This window comes from Capnocytophaga canis (assembly GCF_000827555.1).
Taxonomy (GTDB): domain Bacteria; phylum Bacteroidota; class Bacteroidia; order Flavobacteriales; family Flavobacteriaceae; genus Capnocytophaga; species Capnocytophaga canis.
Map to the genome: position 1 here is coordinate 31,931 of NZ_CDOI01000101.1, position 14,600 is coordinate 46,530.

Consider the following 14,600-nt stretch of genomic DNA (forward strand, 5'->3'; position numbering starts at 1 on the left):
CTTTGAATTGTCTTCAAACAAATCAATTACATTTTCACAGAAGAATTACTCTTCGCTGCTTCTGCCTTCACTACAGCCAATTCTTTTTTAGCTTCTGCAACCACTTCGGGGTAATCCTTGAAATTATTTATCACGTTCTCAAGGATATAAGTGGCTTGATAGGAGTCTTTCAGTCCGTAGTAGTTCTTTGCCATTACTACCAACCCTTTGGAAGCGAATTCTTTATGTCCTCCGTATTCTTTTGCCAACTGTTGTACTACGTCGTTCGATTCTTTGAACTTGCCGTCTTTATGTTTGAAGTAAGCATCATAGTACATAGCTTCGGCAGCCAAACTTCCTGTAGCGGTTTTTGCTACTTCTTGGTATGCTTTGCGAGCCTCTGCCTCATTTTCTGTTTTGATGTAGGAGCGTGCTAAAACGCTGTAAGCGTCGTTTTTAATGCGTGTGTCGACCGATTTTTCGGCTAATACCTTTTGAGCATACTGGATAGCGTTGCTGTACAATTTTTCGGTATAGCAAACTCGCATTAAGTTTGATTGTGCATAGACCTTATTCTGTGCGATGGTGGCTGTTTTTTCCAACTGCTCCAAATGAGGTTTTGCTTTCAGATAGCTCCCCGCATCCAACAAAATCTGTGTTAATCGCACTAATGACTGTTCTGAATATTCTTCTGAACCACTGTTGATTACGTTTTCGTATAAAGTTACAGCTTTTGATTTTTGGTTTGAAGCGTTGTAAAGTTGTGCTAAATGGAATTGAGCGTTTGTAATCCGCATTCCGTTAGGGAATTCTTTGATGTATTTTTCAAATCCTGCAATAGCTTCTTTTTCATTTTGTTGAATGTGTTGTCGTTCGGCAGCTTCATAGGTGGCATTTTCTAACTCCAAATCTGACACTTCAACATAGCCTAAACTTTTTGCCCAAGAAGCGTATTCGTTCACTTGTCCCATGTCCATATAAATTTGTTTTGCAGATGCAATGGATTGAATTGCTTCGTTTGAGTTTGGATATTGTTTTGCGATGTCTTTAAAAAGTTGCAACGCTTTTTGATTTTCATTTTTGTTGTAGTAAACTAATCCTTCGCGAAGCATGGCACGAGGAACTAAATTACTATTCTTGTATTCGGTTTGTACCTGTTTGTAGAGTTTTGTGCCTTTTTCGGAATTTCCTGCGGACACATAACTGTTTCCTAATTCGAATAACGCGTTTGGGCGTAGATTTGAGTTGCGATATGTTTTCACGAACTTTTCTAAGTCTTCAATTTTGCGTTGTGGTCTGTCCACAAATCCGTAGCTCATAGCTTTTTGATAGGCGGCATAATCCTCGTCGGCTGATTTTAAGTCAATTAATTTATTGTAACGTTCCATGGCAGGCCAATATTTTCCCTGTACGAAATAGGAGTCTGCTAAACGCAATAAAGCATCGTTTGTCCAAGAATTTGCTTTCGGATTTTGTTTCAAATATGCCTCAAAATTATCTACAGCTCCTCCGTAATTTTTTAAATTAAAATTACTGTACGCCAAGCTGTAATGAATATTTTTGTATTCATAGGTTGATTTTGCATTCGGATGGTTGATAAATTCGGTGTAATATTTTTTAGAACTTTCAAAATCATGTAGTTGATAAGCCGATTCACCACTCCAAAACAGAGCACGAGCCGATAGTTTAGGGTCGCCACCAACGGCTTTTTGTAAAAACACCAATGCTTCGGCGTATTGCAATTCATTAAATAGTTCTAACCCTCGGTAGAAGGCTACTTTTTTGTAAATCTGTTGATCTTTTGGGTCATTTGATTTTTCTAAAAGATTAATCGCAGCTTGGTAGCTACGCGAAGAAATGTACGAATCCACCAACAAAGCTTGGATTTCTTGCTGATTGTCGTTTGGATAATTTTTGGAATAGTCCAACAACACACCAGGCACACTTTCGTATGGGTTTCCAATATCATAACTCAAACGAGCGTAGTTCAGATGAGCATCCTTTTGAATTTGTGGCTCATAGTTCATCTGATATGCATTGCGAAAAGCGTTCAAAGCCTGTGGTTTCTGTCCTGTTTTCAGATAGCATTCCGCTAAATGATAGTAAGCATTTTGTGCTACGGCATCGCGTCCGTCAATGATTTTGTTGAACTGGTCGATGGCATTGGCATAGTCTTTATTTTTGTAGTAAGCATATCCTAAATAATAATAATCAGTATTTGAGAACTTTCCTCTTTTTCCTTTGTATTCCTTCAAATACGGGATAGCTTCATCGTATTTTCCTAAATTGAAATAACTTTCCCCAATGATTTTGTTGATTTCCGATAAGTCTTGTGCGTTTTTAGTTTTGGATTTTTGCTTTAAACCTTCGTCTATAGCCTCTTGGAAAAGCCCTTGCTTAAAGTTCATATTTGCTTGAAAATATGACACACTTGGGTCGTCTTGTACTTGACTGAAGTAAGTAGATGCTTTTTCATAATCATCGGAGTCGTAAGCGATATATCCTAAATAGTAGTTAGCATCCGTGCTGTAGTCGGGATGATTTTTTACAAAGTTGAAATATTTTTCCGATTCTGCCTTTTTGTTCGTAGCAAACAAAGCATATCCTTTTTGGAAGTAATATTTGGAGCGTTCACTTTTGCTGATGCCACTTTCTTTGACCTGATCATACCATTTTAGAGCTTCTTTGTAGTTTCCTTGTTGAAAATAAAGATCGGCCATACGTAAAAAGGCTCCTGAAGCCAATGGTGATTCGGGATGTTCTTCAATAAAATTTCGCATTAAGGATTCTGCCCCTGGCTCTCCTAAAATGACAGCAATTGAAGCTACGTAAAACTTTGATTTTGTCCGTAAATCACTATCAGTAGTTTCAGCGATTTCTTTTAGAAACAAATGCTGAGCAGGTTTGTACAAATTTCGGTTGTACAAAAACATTGCTTTTTCAAAATTTACCAACGAATTGGTGTGTGTTTCAGTGCTTTGAGCCATCAAAAACGGGCAAAAAACACTTAAAAGAATAGTAACAAAAAATGCTCTTATCATAAAAAAAGTTTTAATGGACAAACTTACGTATTTTTACCGAACTAAAAAAGAAAAGTGTTTTTTAGTTGAGAGCTTAGATTCAATCTCAAGTATAATAATTCGATTGAATCTTTTTAACGCAAAATAATATCCTTATTAATAGTTATAGATTCTTATTTCTCTCTCAAAAACCTACTGAATCAATACTAAAGGTGTCAATTTTAGTGTTTAAACTTTCACGTAAAATTACAAGTTATCTGATTTTGTTTGTTTTGAATTTTTGCTATGTAAAATGAACAAAAACTCACAAATAATACCCCAATAGAAGCATTCCTACAGAGAGTAGCAAAAGCATTAGCAACAAAGGTGACACGAATTTTAACCATTGTTTATAATTCAAATTCACCATCGCTAAAGAAGGTAGGATAAGCCCTGTGGGGGTAATGAAACTCATCAAACCCATTCCAAACAGATAAGCATTTACAACGTGTTGCCCTTCGATACCTACTACCGTTGCTAATGACCCCATGATGGGCATCGTTACTACAGCCATTCCCGATGAGGAAGAAATAAACAATGTTAATAATCCGAATACACACATCAATACAGGCAAGAAAAGAATGGGCGACATACCTCCCACTAAGTTTGTTGAATAATGTAAAATAGTGTCCGAAATTTGTCCGTCATTAAGGATAAAAGTCACTCCACGAGCAATCCCAATGATGAAAGCTACCCCAAGCAAATCTTTTGCTCCTGCGATAAAATCAGCGATGAATTGCTCTTCACTCATTCGTAAGAACAAGGCAATACATACGGATGCTACCAAAAACAAGGCAGTCATCTCCTCAAACCACCATCCCCAACGAGCTACCCCTATAATCATTATCAAAAACGACAAAGCGAAAACAAGAAGTAACCATTTGCTTGACAATTTCAATCTTTCAACAGGAGCTACCTTTTGCGAAGTCAGTGAATCAGGTAGTGGTGTTTCGTATGCAATTGACAGTTGTGGGTTTCTTTTTACTCTCTCCGCATAACGTATGACATACGCAATGGTGATAGTCAAAGAGGCAATAAGCATAATGACACGAATGGTTGTTCCTGTAGTCCAGTCCACACCTGCTGCGTCAGAAGCTATAATGACTGAGAACGGATTGATGGTCGCTGCCATCGTTCCTATAGAGGAACCTAAATAAATAACCGCTAACGGAACCATCAGGTCATAACCTGCGGCTAAAAAGACAGGAATCAAAATCGGATAAAAAGCCAAAGTTTCTTCGGCAAGTCCAAAAGAAGTTCCTCCCAAAGCAATGAGTGTACACACGATGATAATCAATATACCTTCACGTCCTTTGAGTTTATGAGACAAATAACCTACCCCTTCGTTTAACGTTCCTGAATTGTTAAAAACTCCAATGAATCCCCCCAGAATCAGTACAAATAAGATGATGTCTATAGTTTCATAAATTCCTCTTATGGGAGCGAATAAAACCTCTTTAACTCCTTGAGGGTGAGGAGATGTTTCTGTGTAGGTATTTGGAATTGATACAGGCTTTTTAATTTTCCCTTCCTTAAATTTGGCAATATTGATAGCTATGGATTTTTCGTCCAAAGTCTGTTGCGTAGCTGGGAGAGTTTGGGTTATTTCCTTCGATTTTAACACAAAAACATCTTGAGTAGCGTCATAGGTTAGAGTGTCATACGAACCCGATGGCAACAAATAAGTTAGCAATGCGGCAAACATAATCACTATCATCAGAACCGTATAAGGGGTTGGGAATTTTAAAAATCGTTTCATTTTTTTGTTTTATCGAAAAGAGTTTATTTATTGTTAAACGTATTCATGGTTATGTTGATACCGGACAAACCAAAAGAAAGTACCGCTTGAGCACATTTTTCCAATCGTTCGGGTAAGGCCGTGTTTTCTTCGTCGCTCCATTCCCCCAATACGTAGTCCACCTGTTTTCCTTTAGCAAAATCATTACTGATTCCAAAACGGAGTCGTGCGTAATTGATGCTATTCAATTGGGCTTGTGTGTCTTTCAGTCCGTTATGACCTCCATCACTCCCTTTGGATTTGATGCGAATTGTTCCAAAAGGCAGGTTTAAGTCATCAGTAATTACTAACAGATTTTCTATGGGAATATTTTCCTTTTCCAACCAATAGCGAATGGCTTTTCCGCTCAGATTCATATAGGTAGATGGTTTCAATAGAATAAAGGTTCTTCCTTTGTGCTTTACCTCAGCCAAATCCCCTAATCTTTGTGTAGAAAAAGTTGTAGTATGTTGAGATGCTAAAAAATCAACCACTTTAAAACCAATATTATGACGTGTGTTTTTGTATTCCTCGCCAATATTTCCCAGTCCTACGATCAGATATTTTTTCATTTTATGACTGCTTAAACAAAGATATTAATACCCTCCTATCGCTCCGAGAAATCCTACGATTAATAACACTCCTATAAGAATCAGAATGTACAACGATAGCATCACGATGGTAAAGATTCCCATAAATTTGTAATGAGACTTCAAATTTTCAAAAGCTCTACTAAAAACAATTCTGTTGCTCGTTTTCAATGAATCTTTCATATTTGTAGCAAAATCATACAGATATTTTATGGGAAAGTAATAGACCGCCGCCATACCTAAATATAGAACTCCAACAAAAGCAAGAGGAAAAGGAGTATCCTCCATGCTGGAAGCAATCACTCCGAAAATAATTGTGAAAATAGATACTAGCACAAGAATCGCTATGCCTACGAACCCTAGAATAGCTAAAAATTTCGCCCATTTAGCAATTTCTTTTAGATTTTCTTGAATGCTTTGTGTAAACTCTAATTTGTCAGCACTCAAATATTGATTCTCCATTTTTTTTCGTATAACTTTTTCTAATTAACAATGATTTTAAAAGCCGAATCTCTTAGCAAAGAATCTAGCGTTCGAATTCTTTTAAAGTGCTTATAATAATATCAATACACTCTTTCAATTGCTCTTGGTTAATAACCAATGGAGGAGCAAAACGAATGATATTTCCGTGAGTAGGCTTTGCTAACAGACCTTTATCGCGCATACGTAAACATATATTCCATGCGGTGTCGCTTTCTTCTGTATCGTTGATAACTACCGCGTTAAGTAATCCTTTTCCACGCACTGCTGTAGCGATATTTGAGTTTTCGATATACGCACCGATTTCCTTACGGAAGATTTCACCCATTTTTTGTGCATTTTCGGCCAGTTTTTCGTCTTTTACCACTTGTAGCGCTTCGATAGCTACGGCTGCGGCTATAGGATTTCCGCCAAAGGTACTTCCATGTTGCCCTGGCTTGATCACGTGCATTACCTCATCATCTGCTAAAACCGCACTCACTGGATAAGTTCCTCCACTCAAAGCCTTTCCTAACACCAAAATATTGGGCTTTACGTTTTCATGATCAACAGCTAAACGCTTTCCTGTACGAGCAACTCCTGTCTGTACCTCATCGGCGATAAACAGTACATTGTATTTTTCACAAATAGCTTTGGCTCCACTCAAAAATCCATCCGAAGGAACGTATACACCTGCTTCCCCTTGAATAGGCTCCACCAAAAATCCTGCAACATTCGGATTTTCAGCCAAAAAAGACTCCAAAGCTCTCAAATCATTGTACGGAATGCTTACGAATCCCGGTGTGTAAGGTCCAAAGTTTTTACGTGCGTTTTTGTCCGAAGAAAAAGAAATGACTGTAGTAGTACGTCCGTGGAAATTTTGCTCACAAACCACGATAATCGCTTGGCTCTCAGGGAGATTTTTTCGTTCGTACGCCCATTTTCGGCATATTTTGATAGCTGTTTCTACTGCCTCAGCACCAGTGTTCATCGGTAACATCTTTTCAAATCCGAAATATTCGGTAATATATTTCTCATATACCCCTAACTTATCGTTGTAAAACGCGCGTGAGGTCAACGTTAAAGTTTGTGCCTGTTTAGTCATCGCTTCGATAATTCTAGGGTGGCAATGCCCTTGATTCACAGCTGAATATGCGGAAAGAAAGTCAAAATATTTCTTCCCCTCCAAATCCCACACGTACACACCTTCGCCTTTGCTGAGTACTACAGGTAGTGGATGATAATTATGGGCTCCATATTTGTCTTCAAGCTCCATCGCTTGTTGTGAAGATAATTTTTCTGTTTTCATATCTAAAAAAGTATAAATCGTTAAAAAGTTTGGCAATATACGAAATAGATTTCTCTTTGCAAAGAAAAATTACCTTTATAAGTTGGATGTAGCGTCAACAAAAACACCTTAACCATTTTTAATTTTCTAAAATTATGTTTTATTTTGCATTTCCGTACGATGAATTTCTTTTGATAGAAGGCTGAAAACTATTAAACTTCACCTTTTATTTTCTTGATTTGTACTGATACCATTTAATAACCAACATATATTGTATAATGAATCTTTCGTTATTTGGAAAAACTATATCCAGCGGACTTAAATATTTTGCTTATTTCTTTTTATTTTTTTCTCGCTAATCGTTTCCTATTTTTATACGTATATGGTAATTATGAGCAACTGTCCTCTATATTCCACAAAACCAAATGTGCTAAAATTCAAAACGAAATGTACATTTTTTAAACGTACGTACAAAGCAATCAAATGTATTACTCAACAAAAAAAGCCCCTTTTGGGGCTATATTTTACCCCGTAGATAGACGAGGCACTAATGCGGATGCAACGGAATAATCTTTGTTGTCAGATGTTCGTTTTGCATAAAATTTGGCAACTAACAACAACAAGTTTATTTGTTATTGATTTTTTTCAGTAAAACTAACTTGTCTAATGTCTTTATCTATCTTTTTTATTTTATAATTATTGTTTTCTTTTGAATATCTTCCTTGTAAAATAGCAGGGTGTATTCCGTAATGTTTAGAAACACTCATCACAGAACTTTCATTATGAAAATTTATCGATTTTATTTTTTTCCACACATCATCAGGAATAAGCAGTTTAGATGCTAATTCATCAGCCTCTTGTTCTTCTTTTTGGTGCTTTTCTTCCAAATTGATGTATTCCTTTCTGTTATTATTCACCAAATGCAAATAAATATGAGAAAGCTCGTGAAAGAGCGTAAAAGCAAAAGAATCTATACTTTTGTTTCTCAAACTCAAACATATAGTAGGGTTTTCACTCCAAAAAGAAACTCCATCTACTGCACAATCTTTTGGTTTTGGAACTATTAGAAATTTTATTCCGTAAGAACTTAAAACTTCTTTTACTTCATCTAATATATTTTCTTTATTTTTATATAAAACCTCTCTTATTGCCTTAAAAACCTGTTCCTTTTCAGATTGGTTAAAGTCCGAAACATACAATTGACTTGCCTTATATTTCACATAATTTACCCAACAAACAAGGCTGTTTCTCTCAATATTTGATTTTTCGGACTTTCTAAATCGTTGATATTCTAACTCTGCAAATCGCCCAACAAATCCATCTAAATCGCTAACTGCAAACACTTTAAAAATAATGTTGATGTTTTGCTTTAAGTCATCAGTGATAACCCCCTCACGCTTGAAAAATGGCATACGAATATAGGATTTTATTACACTCCATATTTCATTGTTTTTCACAAATTCTTGATGTTTTTCCTCCACTCTTCGTTTGTCTATTTCATAATCAGCCTGTGCGTTGAGCCAAAATTTAGCAGGAATTCCCAATACTTTTTCTAATCTCAATGCGATGTCTGTATTTATATTTTTTTTACCCTTAATAATTTCATTAACAACAGATTTTGGTAAATCCATTTCCATAGCCAAATCTTTTTGACTCATCTCCCTTGCTTGTATTTCATCAAGAAGATGTTCGCCGGGGTATGTTGCTTGTTTTGGTACTAATTTTTTTATATTTATCGTTGCCATTCTCCTCTTTATTTACTGATAATGATTACTTAATTCTTCAATGGACAAAATAATTACTTTGCCCTCTTCGTCTTCTATTTCTTCAAAAATGATTCTGTATTTTATATCTACTCTCACAGATGATTTTCCACTTAAATTACCTTGCAACTTTTCATAATTTAATGATTTAAATAAAAAAGCATCTTCTATTTTTTCTAATGATTTTAATCTATCTACTGTTTTGATGAATAATTTTTGAAGATTACCATTTGATTTTAATTCTTTATTTTTGACCTTTCCTCCTTCATAAAATCTTGCTAATTCTTCATCTATAAATTCTATCTGCATTGCGGTGAAATTTATTTTTGCACAAAGATACAAAAAGTTCGTGATTTAGCGAACTTTTTTCGATTTTATTTAAAATATTTTCGGTCTGAATTTTAAGAAGCCTGCCACTACAAGCAATATAAGTCCTGCAATGATGTATGCCGAAGCTGGCGACCATAATATCCGACAAGTTTTTGAATACGATAGTGAGAATGCTTTTCTCCAGCGAAGTGTTCCGATACTTTTCTACGTTCCAGAAGATTATAAACCCCTGTTCTTTGATGCAAACGTTATGGCTTCGCACAAAGATATTTTCCCTACGTTATTTCATTTGAGCCTTTCCAATCAAAAATATATGTATTCGGGAGATGATTTATTTTCAAAATCTTTAAATTATCGCTTTGGTATAAATGATTATAACTTCATTGCAGATTCTCTCGGAGTACTTTTCAAAGGAAACCAAAAGCCCTTATATTTTACGTGGAAAGACAGCATAAAACGGAAACTTGCTCCTAACAATTCTGATAGTCCACACGCAGAATTTCTGTCAAACAAACTGAAAAGTTTCGAAACTTTACAGACAATCCAAATTTATTCCGACATCAAAAATCAGAAAAAAAACTAACGGATTGGGTTTAGTAACAACAGTATCCCATAAAAAACCAACGCAAATTCGTGACAAAAGAAAAGTCGCAGCTTTTTAAATGTAAAACTACTAAGTTGAAATTCTGCTATTTCGCTCAGATTGGCATACCGTTTGTTTTACTAAGTGGAACCGAAGCATCAGTGATGATTACAGTAAATTCAATAATGATTTGAAGTGTTCCTACACTTGTTTTACAATTAGAAACTCACAAAGGCTAACGTCTTTTTTAGAAGAACCCTCCCTTTGCTTTGTTGTATAAATAGTTTGTTTATTCTATATTTGCGAGGGGCTCTTAATGCTGAAATCCTTTTTATTCAATTAAAAATCAGCAATAAAAAGTGAACTTTCTTTTTTAAAAAAAGAGAAAAAAGAGAAGTTTTCAGCAAAGGACGATATTCTCTTTTTCATCAAAACCTCAAAACCTTACACGATGAACTACGACCGCATTAACGAAAAACTAACCATACTTGCCGATGCTGCCAAGTACGATGTTTCTTGCTCTTCCAGCGGAGGCAACCGAAAAAATACTCATAAAGGCTTAGGAAATTCGGCACCCTCGGGCATATGCCACACCTACACCGAAGACGGACGCTGTGTGTCTCTGCTCAAAATATTACTCACCAACCACTGTATTTACGATTGTATCTACTGCATATCCCGAAAAAGCAACGACATTAAACGAGCTGCTTTTACTGTAGATGAAGTGGTGGATTTGACCATCAACTTTTACCGTCGTAACTACATCGAAGGGCTATTCCTCAGCTCGGGAATTTTCAAAAATGCCGACTACACGATGGAACGCCTGATTCTTATCGCCAAAAAATTAAGAACCGAGCATCGTTTCAATGGGTATATTCACCTGAAAACCATTCCAAATGCCTCGCCAGAGCTTTTGCAAGAAGCCGGTTTGTGGGCTGACCGACTCAGCATCAATATGGAAATACCTACTGTTTCGGGCTTAAAGCTATTGGCTCCTGACAAAAGCCACGAGCAGATGATTCAACCAATGAACCATATAAAAAACAGCATCGTACAAGCTCAATCGGAACGAAAAATCATAAAATCAACTCCCAAATACGCTCCTGCCGGACAAAGTACACAGTTTATCATCGGTGCAGCGGGCGAAAACGACGTACAAATTATCCTCAGTGCCGACCATTTTTACAAGCAATTTCAACTCAAAAGGGTATATTACTCGGGCTATGTTCCTGTTACGGCCGATAGCAGACTACCCGCACTTACCACGCCTGTTCCCACGATTCGGGAAAATCGGCTTTATCAGGCAGATTGGCTGATGCGCTTCTACGGATTTGAAGCACGCGAAATTTTAACGCCTCAAAATCCTTTTTTGGATTTAGAGATAGACCCAAAACTAGCTTGGGCACTTAGAAATCCCCAACTTTTTCCCGTGAATTTACAAACAGCAGCCTATGAAATGATTTTGCGTGTTCCAGGTATTGGGCGAACTTCGGCTTACAAAATCGTAAATTCCAGAAGATTTCAGACCATTACAATGGAACATCTGAAAAAAATGGGGGTTGCCGTAAATCGAGCTAAATTCTTCATTGATTTGGCAGAAAAGAATCCGTTTCTAAAATATTTAGACCAACTTGAACTTAGGCAATTGGTTATCAGTAGTATGAAATCTAAATATAAAAATCATTTTTCCCAGCAATTGAGTTTATTCTGATGATACGTTTGGTCTATGATGGCAGTTTCGAGGGATTGCTTACGGCTGTTTTCGAAGTTTTTGAATACCACTATGCGGATGTTGAGATTGTATGTAGCACTCATACCCTTGGTGCACTTTTTTCGGAAGAACAAGAGGTGGTAACCCATTTCGAAAAAGCAGAACGCGTAGTGAAAGGCATTGAAAAATATGCCGATAAATCCGCAGTAAACCAACTTCTGAAAGTATTTCTATCGGAAGACCCTCAGCGAGAGTCTTTGATTCTGTATGCCGTACGCTATTTAGTAAATACCAAGGAAAATATTTTCGAAAATTATGCCGATGCTCAAATGATGCGCATTGCTCGTTTGGTAAAGTCGGTTCAAAGGGAATCCCACAGAATGAAAGCCTTCGTGCGTTTCCAAAAACTGCAAGATGAGAGCTTTTTCGCTCAAATAGCTCCCGATTTTGATGTTCTACCTTTAATCATCAAGCATTTTAAAGACCGATATGCCGACCAAAAGTGGATGATTTACGACCTCAAACGCGGTTATGGTATTTATTATGACTTAGAAGAAGTACTTCCCGTAGTTCCTGATGCTGCTACCAAGCAAAAACTTAAAAATCCTGAGGCTTTTTTCCACGAGGAGGAGCGCCCCTACGAAACGCTTTGGAAAAACTACTTTCAAAGTGTGAATATCAAGGAGCGATACAACCCAAAACTCCACCGACAATATGTTCCTAAACGCTATTGGAAATATTTGGTGGAGAAATAGAGAGTAGTTTATACCTTTTATGAACTTTGAAAGAATGACTTTTTTGGGCATCCTCGAAATTTTATAAGTCAACAAAGCAAGACTTAAGATTTTATATTTTTGAGCATTTCTGTAAATATAAGGGCTACTTAGTTGATTGCATTGTTATTTTATAAATACTTTTATTAGAAGTATATTTTAATGAAAAAATGATTTTTTGTAAAAATATATTTTACTAATTGTTTTTTTATGCATACTTTTGCAGCCTTAATCTATAAAAGATCGCAATGTCAACTGATAAGCAACCTTCCATTATTTCAATTTTACCTCTTTTAATTTTCGTAGGTATATTCCTATGGAGTGGTATTTACTTCAATAATTTTTACTCTATTCCTTCTCCACTGATTGCTTTGGCAGGTGTGGTAGTGGCTCTATTGATTTACAAATCGACTTTAAAAGAAAAAATACAGATTTTTTTTACAGGAGCAGGAAACAGTAATGTATTAGCAATGTGTGTTATAAGTTTACTTGCTGGAGGGTTTTCATTCGTAACGAAAGCCTCGGGAAGTGTCGATTCGATTGTAAATTTAGGAACGTACTACATCTCTCCTGCGTATCTGCCGTTGGGTGTATTCCTCGTATCATCCTTTTTGTCCTTTGCCACAGGGACATCCGTAGGAACCATTATGACTTTGGGTACTATAGTTATTGATTTGGCTACGCAATCACAGTCCAACATATCATTGGTGGGAGCCTGTTTGCTTTCGGGAGCCATGTTTGGTGATAACCTATCCTTGATTTCAGATACTACCATTACTTCTACACAAACGATGGGAGCCGAAATGAGCGACAAGATGAAAGCAAATAGTAAGATAGCTATACCAGCCGCTATATTGACAATGATTATTCTAATTTTCATAGGAAATTCGGACGTGCAACCAGCTGTAAGTAAAGCTACTGCTGACTTTGATGTGGTACTTATTTTACCGTATATTGCCGTAGTTGTACTTTCTTTGTTGGGAGTAAACGTATTCGCCTCGTTATTTACAGGAATTATTTTTGCTGGAACTCTGGGCATCATCTACGGAAAGTTTGATTTTCTTGGTTTTACAACTAATGTCTATGAAGGTTTTATGAGTATGTCTGAAGTATTTTTACTGTTTTTCTTCACTGGAGGATTAGCAACTTTAGTTGAATATTTCGGAGGTATTCGTTTTCTTATGAATGGTATTCAAAAATACATAAAATCCTATAAAACAGCACTTTTAGGAATAGGAGCTTTGGTGAGTTCTGCGAATTTGTGCGTAGCAAACAATACAGTTTCAATCCTAATTGTATCGAAAATCAGTCGAAAAATCAGCACAAAATTCAATATCGCACCTCGCAATGGAGCTTCAGTTTTGGACATTTTTTCATGCTACGTGCAAGGAATCATCCCCTACGGAGCCCAGGTTTTAGGACTTATCTATTTGAGTAAAAACACTATAAATTATCCCGAATTGGTACTATATGCTGTTTATTTACACTTGTTGCTATTGCTAACTTTGGGATACATTATTTTTCGAAGTAAAAAAACTTTGCTCGAAAAATAGTTTTTTAGTATTGAATATCGTAATTTTGTGCGCATATGTAAAAACAATCTTATGAAATTTATAGAATTAGCACAAAACCGATATACAACAAAAGCATATAATAACAAGAAAATTGACCAAAATCTTATTTGCGAACTGAAAGAGATTTTGCGTTTAAGTCCTTCATCAATCAATTCACAGCCTTGGCGCTTTATCATTGTTTCAGACGAAAAGACAAAACGAGCCTTAGCTGATGTTTCTCATTTTAACAAGAGTAAAATCAACGAAGCTAGTCATTTAGTAGTTTTTTTAGGTTTTAAAGACCTTCGTAAATTTGAAAAACAAATCACTGATTTTCTCCCAGAAGGTGCGGTGAACTACTATCACCAAGTACTAAAACCCAAAGGCGATGAACAAGTTCATATATGGCTAAACAAACAAGTATACATTTCATTAGGATTCTTTTTAAGTGCTTGTGCATCAATGAACATTGATTCTACGGCTATGGAGGGCATCCAAAATGAGAAATACGATGAAATCTTACAAGAAGAAGGTTATCAAACTTTATTTGCGGTCGCTATCGGTTATCGCCATGAAGATGACGCAAACCAGCCAGACCGAAATCCAAAATTACGGTTACCCTTAGAACAGGTTGTAAAAGAGAGATAGAAATATTTCAGTTGTATAAATCTACGCTTGTATCAAGTCGGAATAGCACCTCTCTCTTGATTTTCAGAGGTGTATTCCTGTGATGGA

Annotated in this window: 12 protein-coding genes; 5 read left to right on the forward strand and 7 right to left on the reverse strand. The window is 36.3% G+C overall.

Going from position 1 to position 14,600, the window contains the following annotated elements:
- Window positions 1-26: 26 nt before the first annotated feature.
- From CCAND38_RS02955 to CCAND38_RS02985, 7 genes are all read right to left on the reverse strand, one after another.
- Window positions 27-3,020, reverse strand: coding sequence for a tetratricopeptide repeat protein (locus CCAND38_RS02955; protein WP_042343799.1), 2,994 nt, complete (start codon window positions 3,018-3,020; stop codon window positions 27-29).
- 283 nt (window positions 3,021-3,303) lie between these two features.
- Window positions 3,304-4,797, reverse strand: a complete 1,494-nt coding sequence (locus CCAND38_RS02960) for a YfcC family protein (protein WP_042343800.1) — start codon at window positions 4,795-4,797, stop codon at window positions 3,304-3,306.
- A 23-nt stretch (window positions 4,798-4,820) separates the two neighbouring features.
- Window positions 4,821-5,387 carry an aminoacyl-tRNA hydrolase gene (pth, locus tag CCAND38_RS02965; protein ID WP_042343801.1) on the reverse strand — a complete coding sequence of 189 codons (567 nt, stop codon included), beginning with the start codon at window positions 5,385-5,387 and terminating at the stop codon, window positions 4,821-4,823.
- Window positions 5,388-5,411: 24 nt separating this feature from the next.
- Window positions 5,412-5,867: a hypothetical protein gene (locus CCAND38_RS02970; protein ID WP_042343802.1), complete on the reverse strand. Its 456-nt coding sequence runs from the start codon at window positions 5,865-5,867 to the stop codon at window positions 5,412-5,414.
- Window positions 5,868-5,931: 64 nt separating this feature from the next.
- Complete coding sequence (rocD, locus tag CCAND38_RS02975) at window positions 5,932-7,173, reverse strand: ornithine--oxo-acid transaminase (protein ID WP_042343833.1); 1,242 nt, start codon at window positions 7,171-7,173, stop codon at window positions 5,932-5,934.
- A 611-nt stretch (window positions 7,174-7,784) separates the two neighbouring features.
- Complete coding sequence (locus tag CCAND38_RS02980) at window positions 7,785-8,897, reverse strand: HigA family addiction module antitoxin (protein ID WP_042343803.1); 1,113 nt, start codon at window positions 8,895-8,897, stop codon at window positions 7,785-7,787.
- 12 nt (window positions 8,898-8,909) lie between these two features.
- Window positions 8,910-9,224 carry a type II toxin-antitoxin system RelE/ParE family toxin gene (locus CCAND38_RS02985; RefSeq protein WP_042343804.1) on the reverse strand — a complete coding sequence of 105 codons (315 nt, stop codon included), beginning with the start codon at window positions 9,222-9,224 and terminating at the stop codon, window positions 8,910-8,912.
- A 133-nt stretch (window positions 9,225-9,357) separates the two neighbouring features.
- On the opposite strand from CCAND38_RS02985, the gene CCAND38_RS02990 reads away from it, so the two are divergent.
- From CCAND38_RS02990 to CCAND38_RS03010, 5 genes are all read left to right on the forward strand, one after another.
- A complete protein-coding gene (locus CCAND38_RS02990; protein ID WP_197066319.1) occupies window positions 9,358-9,828 on the forward strand; it encodes a hypothetical protein in 471 nt (156 codons plus the stop codon).
- Between the two features lie 451 nt (window positions 9,829-10,279).
- Window positions 10,280-11,539, forward strand: coding sequence for a putative DNA modification/repair radical SAM protein (locus tag CCAND38_RS02995; RefSeq protein WP_042343807.1), 1,260 nt, complete (start codon window positions 10,280-10,282; stop codon window positions 11,537-11,539).
- Entirely contained in the window at window positions 11,539-12,294 is a 756-nt protein-coding gene (locus CCAND38_RS03000; protein ID WP_042343808.1) for a TIGR03915 family putative DNA repair protein, read from the forward strand. Before CCAND38_RS02995 ends, CCAND38_RS03000 begins: the two co-directional genes overlap by 1 nt.
- Before the next feature lie 266 nt (window positions 12,295-12,560).
- Window positions 12,561-13,865, forward strand: a complete 1,305-nt coding sequence (locus CCAND38_RS03005; protein ID WP_042009601.1) for a Na+/H+ antiporter NhaC family protein — start codon at window positions 12,561-12,563, stop codon at window positions 13,863-13,865.
- A gap of 51 nt (window positions 13,866-13,916) precedes the next feature.
- The gene (locus tag CCAND38_RS03010; protein WP_042009598.1) at window positions 13,917-14,513 is read left to right on the forward strand and encodes an NAD(P)H-dependent oxidoreductase; all 597 of its coding nucleotides are present in this window, start codon (window positions 13,917-13,919) and stop codon (window positions 14,511-14,513) included.
- The last annotated feature ends 87 nt before the right edge of the window (window positions 14,514-14,600 follow it).

Coding starts and splice junctions, on each gene's coding strand:
- CCAND38_RS03005 (WP_042009601.1), top strand. CDS start 12,561: ATGTCAACTGATAAGCAACCTTCCATTATTTCAATTTTACCTCTTTTA.
- CCAND38_RS02980 (WP_042343803.1), bottom strand. CDS start 8,897: ATGGCAACGATAAATATAAAAAAATTAGTACCAAAACAAGCAACATAC.
- pth (WP_042343801.1), bottom strand. CDS start 5,387: ATGAAAAAATATCTGATCGTAGGACTGGGAAATATTGGCGAGGAATAC.
- rocD (WP_042343833.1), bottom strand. CDS start 7,173: ATGAAAACAGAAAAATTATCTTCACAACAAGCGATGGAGCTTGAAGAC.
- CCAND38_RS02955 (WP_042343799.1), bottom strand. CDS start 3,020: ATGATAAGAGCATTTTTTGTTACTATTCTTTTAAGTGTTTTTTGCCCG.
- CCAND38_RS03000 (WP_042343808.1), top strand. CDS start 11,539: ATGATACGTTTGGTCTATGATGGCAGTTTCGAGGGATTGCTTACGGCT.
- CCAND38_RS03010 (WP_042009598.1), top strand. CDS start 13,917: ATGAAATTTATAGAATTAGCACAAAACCGATATACAACAAAAGCATAT.
- CCAND38_RS02985 (WP_042343804.1), bottom strand. CDS start 9,224: ATGCAGATAGAATTTATAGATGAAGAATTAGCAAGATTTTATGAAGGA.
- CCAND38_RS02995 (WP_042343807.1), top strand. CDS start 10,280: ATGAACTACGACCGCATTAACGAAAAACTAACCATACTTGCCGATGCT.
- CCAND38_RS02970 (WP_042343802.1), bottom strand. CDS start 5,867: ATGGAGAATCAATATTTGAGTGCTGACAAATTAGAGTTTACACAAAGC.
- CCAND38_RS02990 (WP_197066319.1), top strand. CDS start 9,358: ATGTATGCCGAAGCTGGCGACCATAATATCCGACAAGTTTTTGAATAC.
- CCAND38_RS02960 (WP_042343800.1), bottom strand. CDS start 4,797: ATGAAACGATTTTTAAAATTCCCAACCCCTTATACGGTTCTGATGATA.